This is a genomic window from Streptomyces sp. NPDC048353 (assembly GCF_055587165.1).
On sequence record NZ_JBVJGU010000002.1, the window covers coordinates 630584 to 648669 of the forward strand.

Genomic DNA, 18086 nt, shown 5'->3' on the forward strand with positions numbered 1-18086 from the left:
GAACGTCGTCAGTTGATCCTCGAAATGGTGCGCGCCAACGGTGCCGTGTCGCTCCGTGAGCTCGCCCGCGTCGTCCAGACCTCAGAAGTGACCGTACGGCGAGACGTGCGGGCACTGGAGGCAGAAGGACTCCTCGACCGCCGGCACGGCGGTGCGGTACTGCCGGGCGGGTTCACGCGAGAGTCCGGCTTCCCGCAAAAGTCCCATCTCGCGACCGCGGAGAAGACGGCCATCGCCGACGTCGCCGCGAGCCTCGTCGAAGAGGGCGAGGCCATCGTCGTCGGCGCCGGGACGACCACGCAGGAGCTGGCCCGCCGGCTCGCCCGCGTGCCCGGTCTGACCGTGGTCACCAACTCCCTGCTCGTCGCCCAGGCTCTCGCCCACGCCAACCGGGTCGAGGTCGTCATGACCGGCGGCACGCTGCGCGGGTCGAACTATGCCCTGGTGGGCAGCGGGGCCGAGCAGTCCCTGCAGGGGCTCCGGGTCTCCCGCGCCTTCCTGTCCGGGAGCGGACTGACCGCCGAGCGCGGCCTGTCCACCTCCAACATGCTCTCGGCGAGCGTGGACCGGGCCCTCGTGCAGGCGGCCGCGGAGGTCGTGGTCCTCGCCGACCACACCAAGCTCGGCACCGACACGATGTTCCAGACGGTGCCCACGGACGTGATCACCCGCCTGGTCACCGACGAGCCCCCGCCGCACGACGACCGGGCGGCGACGGAGCTCCAGGCGCTGGCCGACCAGGGCGTCCAGATCGCGGTGGCGGGCACGGGCGCGGCTCCGGGCGCGGGAGGTGACCAGGTCCCCCCGGGCGGCGGCCGCCCCCGACGTGACGTACCGCTGCCCGGTCAGCGGGGGCGGTATCCGGCCGGACAGTTCCGCGGCGCCGCCGCGATGGCCGCCGAGCCGCTCGCGCAGGAGAGGACCGCCCGCGTCGCGGACATGCGCCGCCGCTGACCCTCCCTGCCGCCGCGAACCGCCCCGCCCGCCGAGGGCGCGGCGGCGCCCCGTCACCTCGCGAGGCCCCGCAGCGTCAGGGCGAGCAGCCGGTCCGCCAGGCCCCGGTCGTCCGGCGACTGTTCGGCGGCCAGGGCGATCGCCTTGGTGAGCTGCATCAGATCGCCGATCGACACGTCCGCGCGGACCGCACCCGCCCGCACGGCCCGGTCGAGCAGCCGCTCGCCCGCCGCCCGCAGCGGGACACTGCACGGCGCGAGCGCCGAACTCTCGTCGTACGAAGCCGACATGAGCGCCCGCGCGAGCCCGCGGTACTCACCCGCATGGGTGATCAGGGCGCGCAGCCACTCGGTGAGCGCCCCGCACGGATCCGCCGCCTCCGCCAGGTCACGGGAGCGCTGGAGCAGCGCCCCCAGCGCCTCCTGGAAGACCGCGTTCACCAGCGCGTCCCGGCTCGGGAAATGCCGGTACAGCGTGCCGATGCCGACCCCCGCCCGGCGGGCGACGTCCTCCAGCGAGGCATCCGTACCGTGCACCGCGAACGCGGCACGGGCCTCGGCGAGCAGCCGCTCGTGATTGCGGCGCGCGTCGGCACGCATCCGTCTCCCCACCCCCGTTGCGGTCGACCCGGCCCCGTCGACGAAGGGCCCGCAGGCGGAGTGCGCCTGCGGGCCCTTCGTACGGTACCGGTGTGCCCGGATCAGTCCTTGATCTCGCAGATCGGGGCGCCCGACGTGACCGAGGCGCCGACCTCCGCCGCCAGGCCCTTCACCGTGCCCGAACGGTGGGCGTTGAGGGGCTGCTCCATCTTCATGGCCTCCAGGACGACGATCAGATCGCCCTCCTTGACCTCCTGGCCCTCCTCCACCGCCACCTTCACGATGGTGCCCTGCATCGGCGAGGCCAGGGTGTCACCGGAAGCGGACGGGCCCGACTTCTTCGCGGCGCGGCGCTTCGGCTTGGCACCCGCGGCCAGACCGGTGCGGGCCAGGCTCATGCCCAGTGACACCGGCAGCGAGACCTCCAGGCGCTTGCCGCCGACCTCGACGACGATCGTCTCGCGACCGGACTCGTCCTCCTCCGCCTCGGCACCGGCCGGGGCGAACGGCTTGATCTCGTTGACGAACTCCGTCTCGATCCACCGGGTGTGGATGCGGAACGGATCGCTGGTGAACGCCGGGTCGACCACGACGGCCTGGTGGAACGGGATGGCCGTGGCCATGCCCTCCACCGTGAACTCCGACAGCGCGCGGGCGGCGCGCTGCAGAGCCTGCTCACGGGTGGCGCCGGTCACGACCAGCTTCGCCAGCAGCGAGTCCCAGGCCGGGCCGATCACCGAACCGGACTCCACACCGGCGTCCAGCCGGACACCGGGACCGGTGGGCGGGTTGAAGACGGTGACGGTGCCGGGCGCCGGCAGGAAGTTGCGGCCCGGGTCCTCGCCGTTGATACGGAACTCGAAGGAGTGACCGCGCACCGGCGGGTCGTCGTAGCCGAGGACCTCGCCGTCGGCGATGCGGAACATCTCCCGCACCAGGTCGATGCCGGTGACCTCCTCGGTCACCGGGTGCTCGACCTGGAGACGGGTGTTGACCTCCAGGAAGGAGATCGTGCCGTCGGTGCCGACGAGGAACTCGACCGTGCCGGCGCCGACGTAGCCGGCCTCCTTCAGGATCGCCTTCGACGCCGCGTACAGCTCCGCGTTCTGCTGCTCCGTCAGGAACGGCGCGGGCGCCTCCTCGACGAGCTTCTGGTGGCGGCGCTGGAGGGAACAGTCACGGGTCGAGACCACGACGACGTTGCCGTGCGTGTCCGCCAGGCACTGCGTCTCGACGTGACGCGGCTTGTCGAGGTAGCGCTCGACGAAACACTCGCCGCGACCGAAGGCGGCCACGGCCTCGCGGACGGCGGAGTCGTACAGCTCCGGGACTTCCTCCAGGGTGCGGGCGACCTTCAGGCCGCGCCCGCCACCGCCGAAGGCGGCCTTGATCGCGATCGGCAGCCCGTGCTCCTCGGCGAAGGCGACGACCTCGTCCGCGCCGGACACCGGGTCCGGCGTGCCCGCGACCAGCGGCGCACCGGCGCGCTGGGCGATGTGACGGGCGGCCACCTTGTCACCGAGGTCGCGGATGGCCTGCGGCGGCGGGCCGATCCAGGTCAGACCCGCGTCGAGCACGGCCTGGGCGAACTCGGCGTTCTCGGAGAGGAAGCCGTACCCGGGGTGGATCGCGTCCGCCTCCGCGTCCTTGGCCGCCTGCAGCACCTTGGCCATGTCCAGATAGCTGGCGGCCGGGGTGTCACCGCCCAGAGCGAACGCCTCGTCGGCCGCGCGGACGTGCAGAGCGTCCCGGTCCGGGTCGGCGTAGACGGCTACGCTCGCGATCCCGGCATCCCGGCACGCCCTGGCGACGCGGACAGCGATTTCGCCACGGTTGGCGATGAGCACCTTGCGCACGATGGCTCCCTCCTTGAAACAAGCTGAGTTTAGGGACTGCCGACACGGCCTTTCGACCCGTCCCCAGTGGTGAGCTTGCCCACACGGAGCGTGATACGAGGCCCGCTCGGGTCGTGAAATCCCTTGTCGCACCACGGTACGCAGGGTTCCTTTACGGCACAGTAGCTCCGAGGTGTGGCGCAGGTCTCTGTTCCAGCGGCCAGTCGCCGAGCGGGTTTCTTTGTGGAGTCCCTACGAATGGCCCAATGATTCTTTGCGGTCGGCTCCGGCTGCGCGGACCCTTGTCCGAAGGTTTACCAGTCAGTAGCCTTCGCGCTGTCGTCCGTACTGCAGGTAACAGCCGTACTCAGGGGGTGGCCCGCGTGGCCCGAAGACCGATAGCACTCGTGACGGCGGCGGTGCTCCTCCTGGAGGCGCCGGGCATCGTCGTCCTCAACGCCGTGATGGCGCGGTTCGTGGAGATCCAGTCGATGTCACTCGACGGGCTCGACCCGGACGCGATGGTGACGGGCACCTGGGCGCTCGGCATCGTCTCGGGCGTCCTGCTGGCCCTGTGCGCCCTGGTGGCCGCCCTGGCGGGCATCCGCGACCGGCGTCCGGGCCGGGCGGGCCGCGCCCTCCTCATCGGCTGCGCGGTGATCCACGGCATCCTCGCCGCGGTGACGGTCGGTCTGATCGGCTGGGGCGCCTTCGCGTTCCTGTCCGTGGTGCTCGGTCTCGTCGTCCTGACGCTCGTGGCGTACGGGAAGACCGAGGGAGCCCCCGAAGGGGCTCCGGCGACCGCCTAGGGGGTGTCTGACAATTCCCCGCGGCGTCGCGGTGTCCGGCACGCACGCTCGCCGCGTTGCCGAAAAGCCCTAGTAGCTCCGCTACGAGGGCTCTCCGGCGCCTTGCGAATCGCACGCGCCGGACACCGCTCCTTCTTCCACGGGGAATTGTCAGACACCCCCTAGGGACCTGGCGGGCGCTCAGGTCCACAGGTCGGTGATCGGGACCCCGAGCTTGCCGAGCAGCGTGCGCAGCAGCGGCAGGGACAGTCCGATCACGTTGCCCGGGTCGCCGTCGATGCCCTCGATGAACGGCGCCGAGCGGCCGTCCAGGGTGAACGCGCCCGCCACGTGGAGGGGTTCGCCGCTCGCCACGTAGGCGGCGATCTCGTCGTCCGTGGGCTCGCCGAAGCGGACCACGGTGGAGGCGGTCGCCGATTCGTACCGCTTGGCGGCCGTGTCGTAGACGCAGTGGCCCGTCTGGAGGATGCCGACCCGGCCCCGCATGGCCTTCCAGCGGGCCGTGGCCTCCTCGGCGTCGGCCGGCTTGCCCAGGGCGCGGCCGTCGAGTTCCAGGACGGAGTCGCAGCCGATGACGAGCGCGCCGAACGCCTCGGGGCGGGCGGCCACGTGGGCGGCCTTCGCCTCGGCGAGGGCGAGGGCGAGTTCGGCCGGGGTCGGGGCGTGCGTCTTGTCCTCGTCGACGCCGCTCACGATGACCTCGGGGGCGAGTCCGGCCTGCCGCAGCAGTCCGAGCCGGGCGGGGGAGGCGGAGGCGAGCACGACACGGCGGCGATCAGCAGTCATGGGGGAAGCGTAGCCAGTCCGCGGCACCGGCCGGGGGCGCGCCGGCCCGCGCGCCCGGCGCGGGCGGGGGCCTTCGGCTCCCCGGGCGTGGGTGACGGCGTCAGTGCAGGCCCGCCGCGAGCATCGCCACCAGCATCGCCAGAGCCAGCAGGATGGACGCGCGCCGCAGCATCGCCTGCATGTCGCGCATCTCCTTGGGGGGCTCGTTCTTCGGGTCGGACCAGAGCATGTCCCGATCCTGCGGCCGGCGGCGGCCGGTGCGCCTGAGTACCCGTACTCAAGACCCCCGGTCCCGATGGACTACTCACCCCCGGGTGAAGACGCCAGCACCGGCCGCCGTGAGGGCCGCCGTGACCGCTCGCTCGGCGTCGTCGGCCCCCAGCGGCTCGCGGGTGATCATGAAGCGGTAGTAGAGCGGGGCCGAGACGGCCCGGAGCAGTTCGAGGCCGTCGGTCCCCGCCGGGACCTCGCCGCGGGCGGCGGCCCGCTCGACGACCGGGGCCCATTCCTCCAGGCGGGCGCGGTAGAAGCCGTTCAGCGCGGCGGCGCACTCCTCGTCGCAGGCCGCGGCGGCGATGACCGCGCGGAAGACCGCGCCCATCCGCGGGTCGGTGAGGGTGTGGCGTACGAGCGTGGCGTTGGCCCGCAGGTCGCCGGCGAGGCTCCCGGTGTCGGAGGCGGGCAGGGAGCGGTCCGCCATGTCCCGCAGGAGGTCGGTCACGAGGCCGACGGGGGAGCCCCAGCGGCGGTAGACGGTCGTCTTGCCGACCCCCGCGGCGGCGGCGACGTGGTCCATGTTCAGCGCGTGGAAGCCGGCGCCGGCGAGGGCGTCCTCGGTCGCGGCCAGGACCGCCGCGCGGACCTTGGCGGTACGGCCGCCGGGCCGGACCGTGCCGGGCGTGCCCTCCGCGGCCGGCGTCCCGGCTCCTGTCCCGGCCCTCTCTCCGCCTTCGGGTCCGTTCCCGGCTCCGTTCCCGGCCTCCGGGCCGTCCTGGCGACCGCCGCCCTCCGGGCCATCGGCTCCATCCAAATGGGTCTGCTGTTCCATTAACGCCTCCGACTCTGCTACCGTCCTTCCATCTTAATGGAACTCGGTTCCCGTTAGCCCTCGGAAGGGTCGTGTCATGAAGAAGTTCCTCCCGCCGCTGCTCGTCGCCGCCCTCGGCCTCACCCTCCTCTCCGGCCCCCCGGCCGGCGCCCGCCCCGCCCACGGGCCCGGCTGGCAGGCCGCCTGGGGCGCCGCCCCGCAGGCGCCCGCCACCGGCTTCACCCCGAACTGGTCGCAAGAGGGGTTCTCGCGCCAGACCGTCCGTCAGGTCGTCCGCGTCACCGAGGACGGCGACCACCTCCGGATCCGGCTCTCCCACGCGTACGGCACCTCGCCGCTCGTCGTCACCGGCGCCACCCTCGCCCGTACGGACACCGGCCCCGGCCGGGTCGCCGCGGTCGTACCCGGCTCGGTCCGCCACCTCACCTTCGGCGGCAGACGCTCCGTGACCGTCCCCGCCCGCGGCGAACTGCGCAGCGACCCCGCCGCCCTCCCGGTGCGGCGGCTGGACTCCGTCACCGTCACGCTCCACTTCGCCGGGACGACCGGCCCCGCGACCTTCCACTCCCAGGCCTGGGCCGACAGCTACCGGGCCGAGGGCGACCACCGCGCCGATGTGAGCGGCCGGGCGTTCACCGCCCGCACCTCGTCCTGGTACTACCTCAGCGGGGTGGACGTGAGCGGCGGGACCCCGCCCCGCTCCGGCGCGGTGGTCCTCTTCGGCGACTCCCTCACGGACGGCTTCGGCTCCACCCCCCACGCCGACCGCCGCTACTCCGACGCGCTCGCCGAGCGCCTCGACCGGCCCGTGGTGAACTCCGGCATCGGCGGCAACCTCGTCCTCAACGACTCCGCCTGGTACGGCGAACGGGCCACCGCCCGCTTCCGCCGCGACGCCCTCGACCAGCCCGGCGTCTCCACCGTCGTCCTGCTCCAGGGGGTCAACGACATCGGCTTCAGCGAGGCCGCGCTCAAGGCCGACCCCTCGCCCACCTACAAGCCCTCGCCGGTCGTCACCTCCGCCGAACTCATCGCCGGGTACCGGACGCTGATCGACGCGGCCCACGACCGGGGCGTGCGGATCGTCGGCGCGACGCTGCCGCCCTTCAAGGGCAGCAGCCACTGGGGCCCGACGGCCGAGCGGACCGCCGCCGAGGTCGACCACTGGATCCGTACGTCCGGGGAGTTCGACGCGGTCGTCGACTTCGCCCGGCTCCTCGCCGACCCGGCCGACCCCCGGGCGCTGCACCCCGCCTACGCGTACGAGGACCGGCTGCACCCGAACGACGCCGGCTACCGCCTCATGGCCGAGGCGGTCGCCCCCCTCGTCTGACCGCGCCCGGCCGGACCGGGGGACGCGCGAAGCTCTTCCGTACGGCGCTGCCGGCCGGCCCCGGGACGCGCGAAGGCCGGACCTCCCGCACAAGAGGTCCGGCCTTCCGTGCGCGCAGGCGTCAGACGGGCCAGTAGGAGCGCGCCCACGAGCGCGGCCCCGGCCGGTGCCGTACCCCGCGGGCGATCCGCGACGGGTCGGACCAGCCCTCGGGAACCCCCGGGCCGCCCTCGGCGGCGGACGCCGCCGCCGTCGCCGCGGCCCGGGCCTGGACCACCGCCAGTGCGGCGGCCAGCTCCTCCGGGGTCGGATTGCCTCGAACGACCTTGATCACAACGGCTCCTTACAGGGGGATGTTGCCGTGCTTCTTCGGAGGCAGGGATTCCCGCTTCGTCCGCAGCTGACGCAGACCCTTGACGATCTGCAGACGGGTGTCCGACGGCATGACCACACCGTCGATGTACCCGCGCTCGGCCGCCGTGTACGGGTTGAGCAGCGTGTCCTCGTACTCCTGGATCAGCCGCGCCCGCTCGGCCTCCTGGTCCTCGGCCGCCGCGATCGTCCGGCGGTGCAGGATGTTGACCGCGCCCTGCGCGCCCATCACCGCGATCTGCGCGGTCGGCCAGGCCAGGTTGAGGTCGGCGCCCAGGTGCTTGGAGCCCATGACGTCGTACGCGCCGCCGAACGCCTTGCGGGTGATGACCGTGATCAGCGGGACCGTCGCCTCGGCGTACGCGTAGATCAGCTTGGCGCCCCGGCGGATGATGCCGCCGTACTCCTGGTCCACGCCCGGCAGGAAGCCCGGCACGTCCACGAAGGTGATCACCGGGACGTTGAAGGCGTCACAGGTCCGGACGAACCGCGCGGCCTTCTCGGACGCGTCGATGTCCAGACAGCCGGCGAACTGCATCGGCTGGTTGGCGACGATGCCGACCGGGAAGCCCTCCACCCGGCCGAAGCCGGTGAGGATGTTCGGCGCGAACAGCGCCTGCGTCTCCAGGAACTCGCCGTCGTCCACGACGTGCTCGATGACCCGGTGCATGTCGTAGGGCTGGTTCGCGGAGTCCGGGATCAGGACGTCCAGCTCGCGGTCCTCGTCCGTCACGTCCGGCTCGGCGACCTCCGGGAAGGCCGGCGGCTCGGAGAGGTTGTTCGACGGCAGGTACGACAGCAGGGACTTGACGTACTCGATCGCGTCCTTCTCGTCGCCCGCCATGTGGTGCGCGACGCCGGAGGTGGCGTTGTGCGTCCGGGCTCCGCCCAGCTCCTCGAAGCCGACGTCCTCGCCGGTCACCGTCTTGATGACGTCCGGGCCGGTGATGAACATGTGCGAGGTCTGGTCCACCATCACCGTGAAGTCGGTGATCGCGGGGGAGTAGACCGCGCCGCCCGCGCACGGGCCGACGACCAGCGAGATCTGCGGGATCACCCCCGAGGCGTGCGTGTTGCGGCGGAAGATCTCGCCGTACATCCCGAGCGCGCTGACGCCCTCCTGGATGCGGGCGCCGCCGGAGTCGTTGATGCCGATGACCGGGCAGCCGGTCTTCAGGGCGAAGTCCATCACCTTGATGATCTTCTGCCCGAAGGTCTCGCCCAGGGCGCCGCCGAAGACCGTGAAGTCCTGGGAGAAGACGGCGACCGGACGGCCGTCGACCGTGCCGTAACCGGTGACGACACCGTCTCCGTACGGCCGGTTCTTCTCCAGACCGAAATTGGTCGAACGGTGCCGGGCCAGCTCGTCCAGCTCCACGAACGAGCCCTCGTCGAGCAGCAGCTCGATCCGCTCGCGCGCGGTCAGCTTCCCCTTCGCGTGCTGCTTCTCCACGGCACGTTCGGAGCCGGCATGGGTCGCCTCGTCAATGCGGCGCCTCAGATCCGCGATCTTGCCCGCGGTCGTGTGAATGTCGATTTCTTGCGGCTCTACCGACTCGGACATCGGGATGCGGCTCCCTGCCTGGTCACGGGGGTACGTTGACTACCAATGGGCTACTGCTGGGCTACTGATCCGTAGGGTATCGACGCCGATACCGTTCGGCACTGCGGTCTTTGCCACACCTAGGCTGCCTTGCATGACGTCCTCTCATGGCTCAGGAGGGCCCTGGTCCGACCTGGACCGGCCCCCGCTCAACGCCGCCGCGCTGCGCCGCGCGCTCCTGCTCCCCGACGGCCTGTGGACCTCCCTGGACGTGGTCCCCACGACCGGCTCCACCAATTCCGACCTGGCCGCCCGCGCCGGCGACCTGCCCGAGGGGGCGGTCCTGGTCGCCGAGGAGCAGACCGCGGGACGCGGCCGCCTCGACCGCGACTGGGTCGCGCCGGCCCGGTCGGGCATCTTCGTCTCCGTCCTGCTCAGGCCCGACGTGCCGGTCCACCGGTGGGGCTGGCTCCCGCTGCTGACCGGCGTCGCCGCCGCGACCGGCCTCGCCAAGGCCGCCGGCGCCGACCTGTCCCTCAAGTGGCCCAACGACCTGCTGGTTTCGGTCAGCGGCGAGGAACGCAAGACCGGCGGCATCCTCGCCGAGCGCGCCGGGGAGGACGGGGTCGTCCTCGGGCTCGGCATCAACGTCACCCTCCGTGAGGACGAACTCCCCGTCCCGGCGGCCGGCTCCCTGCTCCTCGCGAACGCCGTCTCCACCGACCGCGACACGCTGCTGCGGGCCGTGCTGCGCTCCCTGGAGCAGTGGTACGGGGAGTGGGTGCGGGCGGGCGGCGACCCCGAGCGCTCGGGCCTGCAGGCGGCGTACGCGGCGGGCTGCGCCACGTTCGGCCGGCGCGTCCGGGCCGAGCTGCCGGGCGAGCGGATGCTGGAGGGCGAGGCGGTGGCCGTGGACGGCGACGGCCGGCTGGTGGTGGCGACGGAGGGCGGCGGCACCGAGGCGGTCTCGGCGGGCGACATCGTCCACCTGCGCGCCGAGGAGTAGCACCCGGCGGAGGAGTAGCCCCCGCGCGGAGGAGCCGACCGCCTCGCGGAGGAGCCGGCCGCTGCTCGGAGCGGACGCTCACGCGGAGGAGCCGACCGCCGGGGGGCCGGGAGGCGGCGCGTCGCGGAGCCGGGAGTGCGGCGCGCCGCGGACCGGGCCAGACTGACCGGACACGGCCCGGGGCTCCTCCCCGGTGAGGGACCCGGAGCGCCCGCCCCCTGGGGCGGGTGCCCGGCACCCGCCGTGGCGTGACGACGGGGGCCCGGCACACGGTTACGGCGTGAGCTGGCACACACCTGTCGTATCGTGGAGCGCGATCCAGGCGACAGATCGGCAGGGCAGTGGGCAGGGAACGGGCAGGAGGCGGCCGGTGACCGTCGACGACGAGAACGCGGGCGGGGACGAGCCGGCCACGTATCCCACCCCCCACCATGTCGTCGACCACACGGCCGAGCCGACCGACGATCCCCTGGCCATCCGCCTCGAACAGCTCATCCTCGGGGCCGAGCGCCGCTACACCCCCTTCCAGGCGGCCCGCACCGCCGGCGTCTCCATGGAGCTCGCCTCCCGCTTCTGGCGCGCGATGGGCTTCGCCGACATCGGACAGGCCAAGGCGCTCACCGAGGCCGACGTCCTCGCGTTGCGGCGCCTGGCCGGTCTCGTCGAGGCGGGGCTGCTGAGCGAGCCGATGGCCGTCCAGGTCGCCCGCTCCACCGGCCAGACCACCGCCCGGCTGGCGGAGTGGCAGATCGACTCCTTCCTGGAGGGCCTGACCGAGCCGCCCGAGCCCGGCATGACCCGGACCGAGGTCACGTACCCCCTGGTCGAGCTGCTCCTGCCCGAGCTGGAGGAGTTCCTGATCTACGTCTGGCGCCGCCAGCTCGCCGCTGCCACCGGCCGGGTCGTCCAGGCCGGTGACGACGAGGAGATGGTCGACCGGCGGCTGGCCGTCGGCTTCGCGGACCTCGTCGGCTTCACCCGCCTCACCCGGCGCCTGGAGGAGGAGGAGCTCGGCGAGCTGGTCGAGGCCTTCGAGACGACCTGCGCGGATCTGGTCGCCGCGCACGGCGGCCGGCTGATCAAGACGCTCGGCGACGAGGTGCTGTACGCGGCGGACGACGCGGGGACCGCCGCCGAGATCGCGCTGCGGCTGATCGAGACGCTCGGCCACGACGAGACGATGCCCGCCCTGCGCGTGGGCATCGCCTTCGGCACGGTGACGACCCGGATGGGCGACGTCTTCGGCACGACCGTGAACCTCGCCAGCCGGCTCACCTCGATAGCCCCGAAGGACACCGTCCTGGTGGACGGGGCGCTCGCCGAGGAGCTGACCAGGACCGGCGAGGCTCCCGTCTCCGAGACCCAGGCGGCGGAGGAGGCGGCCCGCGCCGAGAAGGAGGGCGAGGAGGCGCCGGCGTACCGCTTCGCGCTCCAGCCCATGTGGCAGCGGCCGGTGCGCGGTCTCGGCGTCGTGGAGCCCTGGCACCTCAGCCGCCGCCCGGTCCCTGGCAGCTGAACCGGCCCTTGAGGGCCCGGCGGCCGAGCCGGGCCCGACTTAGGCCCAGGCAGCCGGGCACCCGCCTCCGCGGTCCGGCGGCCGTGCTCGTCCACAGGCCTGGCAGCCGGGCCGTCGCCCCGCCTAGGATCCCGGTGAACAGTCGTTAACCGGGAGGGTGCGGTCATGTCGGTCCAGTCCGAGCAGCGCTTTGGTGAGTTCGTCGTGGTCCGGAAGGACGGGCACGTCGCCGAGCTGGTCCTCGACCGGCCCAAGGCGATGAACGCCGTCTCCTCCGAGATGGCCCGCTCCCTCGGCGCCGCCTGCGACGCGCTCGCGGCCGACGCCGAGGTGCGGGTGACGGTGCTGACCTCGTCGAACGACCGGGCGTTCTGCGTCGGCGCCGACCTCAAGGAGCGCAACTCCTTCACCGACGCCGAGCTGGTCCGCCAGCGGCCCACCGCCCGCGGCGCCTATACGGGCGTCCTCGAACTGCCGATGCCGACCGTCGCGGCCGTGCACGGCTTCGCGCTTGGCGGCGGCTTCGAGCTGGCGCTCGCCTGCGACGTGATCGTGGCGGACGCGACGGCCGTGGTCGGCCTGCCCGAGGTCTCCGTCGGTGTGATCCCCGGCGGCGGCGGTACGCAGCTGCTGCCGCGCCGGGTCGGCGCGGCCCGCGCCGCCGAGCTGGTCTTCACCGCCCGCCGGGTGGAGGCGGCCGAAGCCCGCGAGCTGGGTCTGGTCGACCTGCTGGAGGAGGACGCCAGGACGGCCGCGCTGGAGCTGGCGGGGCGGATCGCGGCCAACTCCCCGGTCGGGCTGCGCGCCGCCAAGCGCGCCATGCGGCTCGGCCAGGGCCTGGACCTGCGGGCCGGCCTGGAGGTCGAGGACGCGGCGTGGCGGTCGGTGGCGTTCTCCGGGGACCGGGCCGAGGGCGTGGCGGCGTTCAACGAGAAGCGGAAGCCGCAGTGGCCCGGCGAGTGAGAAAGCCCTGAGAAACGCCCCCTTTTGTCCGTCATGTAACTTTCCGTGACGCTCCACAGGTGAAAAAGGGCCAACCCTCCCTAAGCTGTAGAAATGGGAGAGGATGTGCGGTTGCGAGCCGTGGTGGCGCTGGCGCAGGCGATGGCGGCGACGCACACTCCGCGCGAGTTCTGGCGGGCGGCGGCGCTCGGCGCCCGCGATGCGCTCGGCGGCAGTTTCGCCGCACTGTCCGTCTGGCAACGCGACCACGGTCGGCTGAAAGTGCTGGTGAACGCGGGGGACCGGGCGCTGGGGGAGGAGGAGTTCCCCGACGCCGAGACCTACCCCGTCCACCAGTTCCCCGAGATCACCGAGTTCCTGCACGAGCAGTGGGCGGGCGGCGCCGAGCCGGACGCCTGGGTGGAGACCGCGGACGACCACGTCGTGACCGGCCGGGTCGCCGGGCTGCGCCGGCGCGGCCGCGGCTGCTGCGTGGTCGCGCCGGTCGTGCTCCACGGCCGCGCCTGGGGCGAGCTGTACGTGGCGCGCCGGGCCGGGGCGCCCGTCTTCGACCGGGACGACGCCGACTTCGCGGCGGTCGTCGCCGCCGTGGTGGCGGCGGGGATCGCCCAGGCCGAGCGTCTGGAGGAGGTGCGCAAGCTCGCCTTCACCGACCCGCTGACCGGGCTCGCCAATCGCCGGGCCGTCGACACCCGGCTCGACGAGGCCGTCGAGCGGTACCGCGTGGACGGCTCCGTGGTCAGTCTCGTGGTGTGCGATCTGAACGGCCTGAAGCGGGTGAACGACACCCACGGCCACGCGGTCGGCGACCGCCTGCTGGAACGGTTCGGCTCCGTCCTCTCCCGCTGCGGCGCGATGCTGCCGGGCGCCCTCTCCGCCCGCCTCGGGGGCGACGAGTTCTGCCTCCTCTCGGTGGGGCCGACCGCCGACGAGGTGGTGGCCGTCGCGGACGAGCTGTGCGTACGGGCCGGGGAGCTGGAGCTCGGTGAGGGTGTGGCGTGCGGGGTCGCCTCCACCGGCGACCCGATCGGCCCGCTCAAGTCGGCGCGCCGCCTCTTCCGCCTGGCGGACGCGGCGCAGTACCAGGCGAAGGCCGCGCGCTCGGCGAAGCCGGTGGTCGCCGGGCGCGACGGTTCGGTCATCCCGCTCGCCGACGCCCCGCCCGGAGCGCGCGACCGCCGCCGCTTCCGCGACGCCCCGCCGGTATGAGGGGCCGTACGCCCGTCGGTTCCGGGCCCGCCCGGGCGTTCCGCGCCTGATCCGGACCCGTCGGCCGGGTAAGGGTCCGTCGGTCCACTGGATGGTGACTCGATGCCTAGTGACACGTTGAGATTCAGTCCGTAGGGTGCTGAATATGGATATGCACTCTGTCGTCCTTGGTCCGTCCGGCACCACCGCGCAGGACGTGATCGACGTCGCCCGCCACGGCGCCCGCGTCGAGCTGTCGGCCGAAGCCGTGCAGGCGCTCGCCGCCGCCCGGACCATCGTCGACGCGCTCGCCGCCAAGCCCGAGCCGGTCTACGGCGTCTCCACCGGCTTCGGCGCGCTGGCCACCCGGCACATCAGCCACGAACTCCGCGCCCAGCTCCAGCGCAACATCGTCCGCTCCCACGCGGCCGGCATGGGCCCGCGCGTCGAGCGCGAGGTGGTGCGCGCGCTGATGTTCCTGCGGCTGAAGACCGTCGCCTCCGGGCACACCGGCGTCCGCCCCGAGGTGGCGCAGACGATGGCCGACGTCCTCAACGCCGGCATCACCCCGGTCGTGCACGAGTACGGCTCCCTCGGCTGCTCCGGCGACCTCGCCCCGCTCTCCCACTGCGCGCTCGCGCTGATGGGCGAGGGCGACGCGGAGGGCCCGGACGGGACGGTCAGGCCCGCGGGCGAGCTGCTCGCCGAGGCCGGCATCCGGCCCGTCGAGCTCCGCGAGAAGGAGGGCCTCGCCCTCCTCAACGGCACGGACGGCATGCTCGGCATGCTGATCATGGCCCTCGCCGACCTCGACACCCTCTACACCTCGGCCGACATCACCGCGGCCCTCTCCCTCGAAGCCCTCCTCGGCACCGAGAAGGTCCTCGCCCCCGAGCTGCACGCCATCCGCCCCCACCCCGGCCAGGGCGCCTCCGCCGCCAACATGCTCGCCGTGCTCCAGGGCTCCGGGCTCACCGGCCACTTCCAGGCCGACGAGGCGCCCCGCGTCCAGGACGCGTACTCGGTGCGCTGCGCCCCGCAGGTCGCCGGCGCCGGACGCGACACGATGGCACACGCCCGCCTGGTCGCCGAGCGGGAGCTGGCCGCCGCCGTCGACAACCCGGTCGTGCTGCCCGACGGCCAGGTCCGCTCCAACGGCAACTTCCACGGCGCCCCCGTCGCGTACGTCCTGGACTTCCTCGCCATCGCCGCCGCCGACCTCGGTTCCATCGCCGAGCGCCGCACCGACCGGCTCCTCGACAAGAACCGGTCCCACGGCCTGCCGCCGTTCCTCGCCCACGACGCCGGCGTCGACTCCGGCCTCATGATCGCCCAGTACACCCAGGCCGCCCTGGTCAGCGAGATGAAGCGGCTGGCCGTCCCGGCCTCCGCCGACTCGATCCCGTCCTCCGCGATGCAGGAGGACCACGTCTCCATGGGATGGTCCGCCGCCCGCAAGCTGCGCACCGCGATCGGCAACCTCAACCGGATCATCGCCGTCGAGTTGTACGCCGCCACCCGCGGCATCGAACTCCGCCACGGCCTGACCCCGGCCCCCGCCTCCCGGGCCGCCATCGACGCCCTGCGCGCCGCCGGCGTCCAGGGCCCCGGCCCCGACCGCTTCCTCGCCCCCGACCTGGAGGCCGCCGACGCCTTCGTACGGGACGGAAAGCTCGTCGCGGCCGTCGAGCAGGTCACCGGCAAGCTGGCGTGACCGGCCGGGCGGAATCCCGCCCGCCCGTACGACGACGAAGGGCCGCCCCCCACGCCGGGGGCGGCCCTTCGTCGTCGTACGGGCGGCCTAGGAAGCCCGGCCGCCGCGTCTCATCGCCAGCGCCACGAAGCCCGCGCCCACGGCGAGGAAACCCGTCCCGCCGATCAGATACGGCGTCGTGGTCGGCGTACCGGTCTCGGCCAGGCGCGCTCCACCGGTCTCCCCGGCCGCGCCCCCGTCCTCGGTCACCGCTGTCCGCGCGCCCCCGGGAAGCTCATCGTTCGTGGCGTTCGCCGAGGGAACGAACCACAGAGCGCACAGCAGTGTCCCGGCGGCGGTGGCGGTCAGCAGCGGGCGTCGTGCGACGGACACAGATTTCGATCCCCCTTGCGGAAACCGCGAATTGGTGTGTGGCGCCGATGCTAATGAACACAGCGGGTCGCGGGAAAGCCGAGGGCTCGCGGAGCCTACGCTCGGTCGTATGAGCACTTCCGAGACATCACGTTACGTACGGCTTCGGGTGGAGGTCGTCCTGGAGATCGACGGCCCCGAGGAGCTGACCGAGGCGGCCGTCGGCCGGATCGACACCGACGAGTTCATGCCCGACGACGAGCGCGTCCACGCCCGCTCCTCCGTCCAGGACGACAGCGCCGAGGCGCTCGCCTATCTCGTCGAGCCGTTCGATCTGGTCAGCACCGTGCCCGGCGTCGAACTCGTCCAGGCGTCCTGGAGCAGCGAGGAGATCGACTACGACCCCGACGCACAGGAGTGGGACCTCGACGAGGAAGATGGGGAGGACGAGGAAGACGAAGCGGACGACGCCGACGAGGCGGACGACGAGGAACGGGTTTAGGGCCCGTCGTCACGGGCCAGGCGGGTCTGTGAGGACAGAGCCTGGCGGGGACACGACGGCAGGGCCTGGCGGGGACCGCGGCGCTTGCCGCCCCCCGCCACGAGCCCCGGTGCGACGTCGCTCGGCGCGACGTCCGCCGGGGCTTTCACGTGTACGGGAACCGGGCGGCCCGCGTCAGCGTGTCGATCAGTGGTGTTTCCCACAATCCTTCCGGTTCCGGAACCGGAAGGGGTGTCATGGATGTTCAGAGCAGTGTGGGCAGGGACTCGGCGACGATGGAGAAGCGTGTGATGACGGACGGCAAGCGCCGCCGCAAGAGCCTGGCGGCCGCGGCCGCGGTGCTCGGTGGCGTATTGGTGCTCTCGGCGTGCAACGACGGGGACAAGGGCAGTGCCGGCTCGCCGACGCCGAACTCACAGGCGCAGGTCGACGAGGCGGCGGCGCAGAAGACGTCGAAGGCCCAGATATCCATCTCGCCGAAGAACGGCGCCGACAACGCCTCGATCAACAAGGACGCCAAGGTCACCGTCGTCGACGGCACGCTGACCGAGGTCACGATGACCACGGCCGACGGCGCGAGCGTCAAGGGCGAGATCGCCGCCGACGGCAAGAGCTGGGCCCCGACCGAGCAGCTGAAGCGGTCCACGGTCTACAAGATCGCCGCCTCGGCGAAGGACGCGGACGGCCTGGAGGCGCACGAGAACTCCTCCTTCACCACCGTCTCCCAGGCCAACAGCTTCATCGGCAACTTCACCCCCGAGGACGGCTCCACCGTCGGCGTGGGCATGCCGGTCTCGATCAACTTCAACAAGGCGATCACCGACAAGAAGGCCGTCCAGAGCGGCGTCACGGTGACCTCCAGCAGCGGCCAGGAGATCGTCGGGCACTGGTTCAACTCCCAGCGCCTGGACTTCCGTCCGGAGGACTACTGGACCGAGGGCTCGACCGTCACCCTGAAACTGCAGCTCGACGGCGTCGAGGGCGCCGACGGCGTCTTCGGCGTCCAGCAGAAGACCGTCACCTTCAAGATCGGCCGCAACCAGGTCTCCACCGTCGACGTCGCCACGAAGACCATGAAGGTCACGCAGGACGGCAAGACGGTCAAGACCATCCCGATCTCCGCCGGCTCCCCGGAGAACCCGACCTACAACGGTCAGATGGTGATCTCCGAGAAGTTCAAGGAGACCCGGATGAACGGCGCCACCGTCGGCTTCACGGACGACGACGGCAAGGGCGAGTACGACATCAAGGACGTCCCGCACGCCATGCGGCTCTCCACGTCCGGCACCTTCATCCACGGCAACTACTGGGGCCCGGACTCCATCTTCGGCAACTCCAACACCAGCCACGGCTGCGTGGGCCTGAACGACGTCAAGGGCGCCGGCGACCCGAACCAGACGGCCGCCTGGCTCTACGACCACTCGATCGTCGGCGACGTCATCATCGTCAAGAACTCCAAGGACAAGACGATCGCCCCGGACAACGGCCTCAACGGCTGGAACATGAGCTGGTCCGCGTGGAAGGCCGGCTCGGCGGTCTGACCCGCGAGCCACCCGTACGAGAAACG

Annotated in this window: 18 protein-coding genes; 10 read left to right on the forward strand and 8 right to left on the reverse strand. The window is 72.6% G+C overall.

Going from position 1 to position 18086, the window contains the following annotated elements; translation table 11 throughout:
• Positions 1 to 24: 24 nt before the first annotated feature.
• On the forward strand, positions 25 to 954 hold the full coding sequence (locus tag ACZ6RC_RS08280) for a DeoR/GlpR family DNA-binding transcription regulator (RefSeq protein WP_391139689.1): 930 nt from the start codon (positions 25 to 27) through the stop codon (positions 952 to 954).
• A 53-nt stretch (positions 955 to 1007) separates the two neighbouring features.
• Here ACZ6RC_RS08280 and ACZ6RC_RS08285 read toward each other — a convergent pair whose 3' ends face one another.
• Positions 1008 to 1553, reverse strand: coding sequence for a TetR/AcrR family transcriptional regulator (locus tag ACZ6RC_RS08285; RefSeq protein WP_469580048.1), 546 nt, complete (start codon positions 1551 to 1553; stop codon positions 1008 to 1010).
• Between the two features lie 101 nt (positions 1554 to 1654).
• Entirely contained in the window at positions 1655 to 3409 is a 1755-nt protein-coding gene (locus ACZ6RC_RS08290; protein WP_391139541.1) for an acetyl/propionyl/methylcrotonyl-CoA carboxylase subunit alpha, read from the reverse strand.
• Between the two features lie 362 nt (positions 3410 to 3771).
• Here ACZ6RC_RS08290 and ACZ6RC_RS08295 point away from each other — a divergent pair, with 362 nt between their 5' ends.
• Positions 3772 to 4197: a hypothetical protein gene (locus ACZ6RC_RS08295; protein WP_453613218.1), complete on the forward strand. Its 426-nt coding sequence runs from the start codon at positions 3772 to 3774 to the stop codon at positions 4195 to 4197.
• A 180-nt stretch (positions 4198 to 4377) separates the two neighbouring features.
• Here ACZ6RC_RS08295 and ACZ6RC_RS08300 read toward each other — a convergent pair whose 3' ends face one another.
• The 3 genes from ACZ6RC_RS08300 to ACZ6RC_RS08310 form a co-directional block, all read right to left on the reverse strand.
• Positions 4378 to 4983, reverse strand: coding sequence for a nucleoside triphosphate pyrophosphatase (locus ACZ6RC_RS08300; protein ID WP_391139539.1), 606 nt, complete (start codon positions 4981 to 4983; stop codon positions 4378 to 4380).
• 100 nt (positions 4984 to 5083) lie between these two features.
• Positions 5084 to 5212: a morphogenic membrane protein MmpB gene (mmpB, locus tag ACZ6RC_RS08305; protein ID WP_261992414.1), complete on the reverse strand. Its 129-nt coding sequence runs from the start codon at positions 5210 to 5212 to the stop codon at positions 5084 to 5086.
• A 75-nt stretch (positions 5213 to 5287) separates the two neighbouring features.
• Positions 5288 to 6031 carry a TetR/AcrR family transcriptional regulator gene (locus ACZ6RC_RS08310; protein WP_469580051.1) on the reverse strand — a complete coding sequence of 248 codons (744 nt, stop codon included), beginning with the start codon at positions 6029 to 6031 and terminating at the stop codon, positions 5288 to 5290.
• Between the two features lie 76 nt (positions 6032 to 6107).
• Here ACZ6RC_RS08310 and ACZ6RC_RS08315 point away from each other — a divergent pair, with 76 nt between their 5' ends.
• Positions 6108 to 7364 (forward strand): SGNH/GDSL hydrolase family protein, encoded by a 1257-nt coding sequence (locus ACZ6RC_RS08315; RefSeq protein ID WP_469580052.1) that lies wholly within the window; start codon positions 6108 to 6110, stop codon positions 7362 to 7364.
• A 121-nt stretch (positions 7365 to 7485) separates the two neighbouring features.
• Here the strand turns inward: ACZ6RC_RS08315 and ACZ6RC_RS08320 are convergent, their stop codons facing one another.
• Entirely contained in the window at positions 7486 to 7698 is a 213-nt protein-coding gene (locus ACZ6RC_RS08320) for an acyl-CoA carboxylase subunit epsilon (RefSeq protein WP_391139536.1), read from the reverse strand.
• A gap of 9 nt (positions 7699 to 7707) precedes the next feature.
• The gene (locus tag ACZ6RC_RS08325; RefSeq protein ID WP_391139535.1) at positions 7708 to 9300 is read right to left on the reverse strand and encodes an acyl-CoA carboxylase subunit beta; all 1593 of its coding nucleotides are present in this window, start codon (positions 9298 to 9300) and stop codon (positions 7708 to 7710) included.
• A 133-nt stretch (positions 9301 to 9433) separates the two neighbouring features.
• Here ACZ6RC_RS08325 and ACZ6RC_RS08330 point away from each other — a divergent pair, with 133 nt between their 5' ends.
• From ACZ6RC_RS08330 to hutH, 5 genes are all read left to right on the forward strand, one after another.
• Positions 9434 to 10285, forward strand: coding sequence for a biotin--[acetyl-CoA-carboxylase] ligase (locus ACZ6RC_RS08330; RefSeq protein ID WP_469580055.1), 852 nt, complete (start codon positions 9434 to 9436; stop codon positions 10283 to 10285).
• A gap of 370 nt (positions 10286 to 10655) precedes the next feature.
• Complete coding sequence (locus ACZ6RC_RS08335; RefSeq protein WP_391139533.1) at positions 10656 to 11801, forward strand: adenylate/guanylate cyclase domain-containing protein; 1146 nt, start codon at positions 10656 to 10658, stop codon at positions 11799 to 11801.
• A 165-nt stretch (positions 11802 to 11966) separates the two neighbouring features.
• Positions 11967 to 12764, forward strand: a complete 798-nt coding sequence (locus ACZ6RC_RS08340; RefSeq protein ID WP_391139532.1) for an enoyl-CoA hydratase/isomerase family protein — start codon at positions 11967 to 11969, stop codon at positions 12762 to 12764.
• A 93-nt stretch (positions 12765 to 12857) separates the two neighbouring features.
• On the forward strand, positions 12858 to 13973 hold the full coding sequence (locus ACZ6RC_RS08345; protein ID WP_453613231.1) for a GGDEF domain-containing protein: 1116 nt from the start codon (positions 12858 to 12860) through the stop codon (positions 13971 to 13973).
• A gap of 151 nt (positions 13974 to 14124) precedes the next feature.
• Positions 14125 to 15666, forward strand: coding sequence for a histidine ammonia-lyase (gene hutH, locus ACZ6RC_RS08350; RefSeq protein WP_469580814.1), 1542 nt, complete (start codon positions 14125 to 14127; stop codon positions 15664 to 15666).
• A gap of 87 nt (positions 15667 to 15753) precedes the next feature.
• Here hutH and ACZ6RC_RS08355 read toward each other — a convergent pair whose 3' ends face one another.
• Entirely contained in the window at positions 15754 to 16038 is a 285-nt protein-coding gene (locus ACZ6RC_RS08355; protein WP_453613234.1) for a hypothetical protein, read from the reverse strand.
• Between the two features lie 109 nt (positions 16039 to 16147).
• On the opposite strand from ACZ6RC_RS08355, the gene ACZ6RC_RS08360 reads away from it, so the two are divergent.
• Together ACZ6RC_RS08360 and ACZ6RC_RS08365 are read left to right on the forward strand one after the other, a co-directional pair.
• On the forward strand, positions 16148 to 16519 hold the full coding sequence (locus tag ACZ6RC_RS08360) for a hypothetical protein (protein WP_453613235.1): 372 nt from the start codon (positions 16148 to 16150) through the stop codon (positions 16517 to 16519).
• 275 nt (positions 16520 to 16794) lie between these two features.
• Positions 16795 to 18060 (forward strand): L,D-transpeptidase, encoded by a 1266-nt coding sequence (locus ACZ6RC_RS08365; protein WP_469580057.1) that lies wholly within the window; start codon positions 16795 to 16797, stop codon positions 18058 to 18060.
• Positions 18061 to 18086 lie beyond the last annotated feature (26 nt).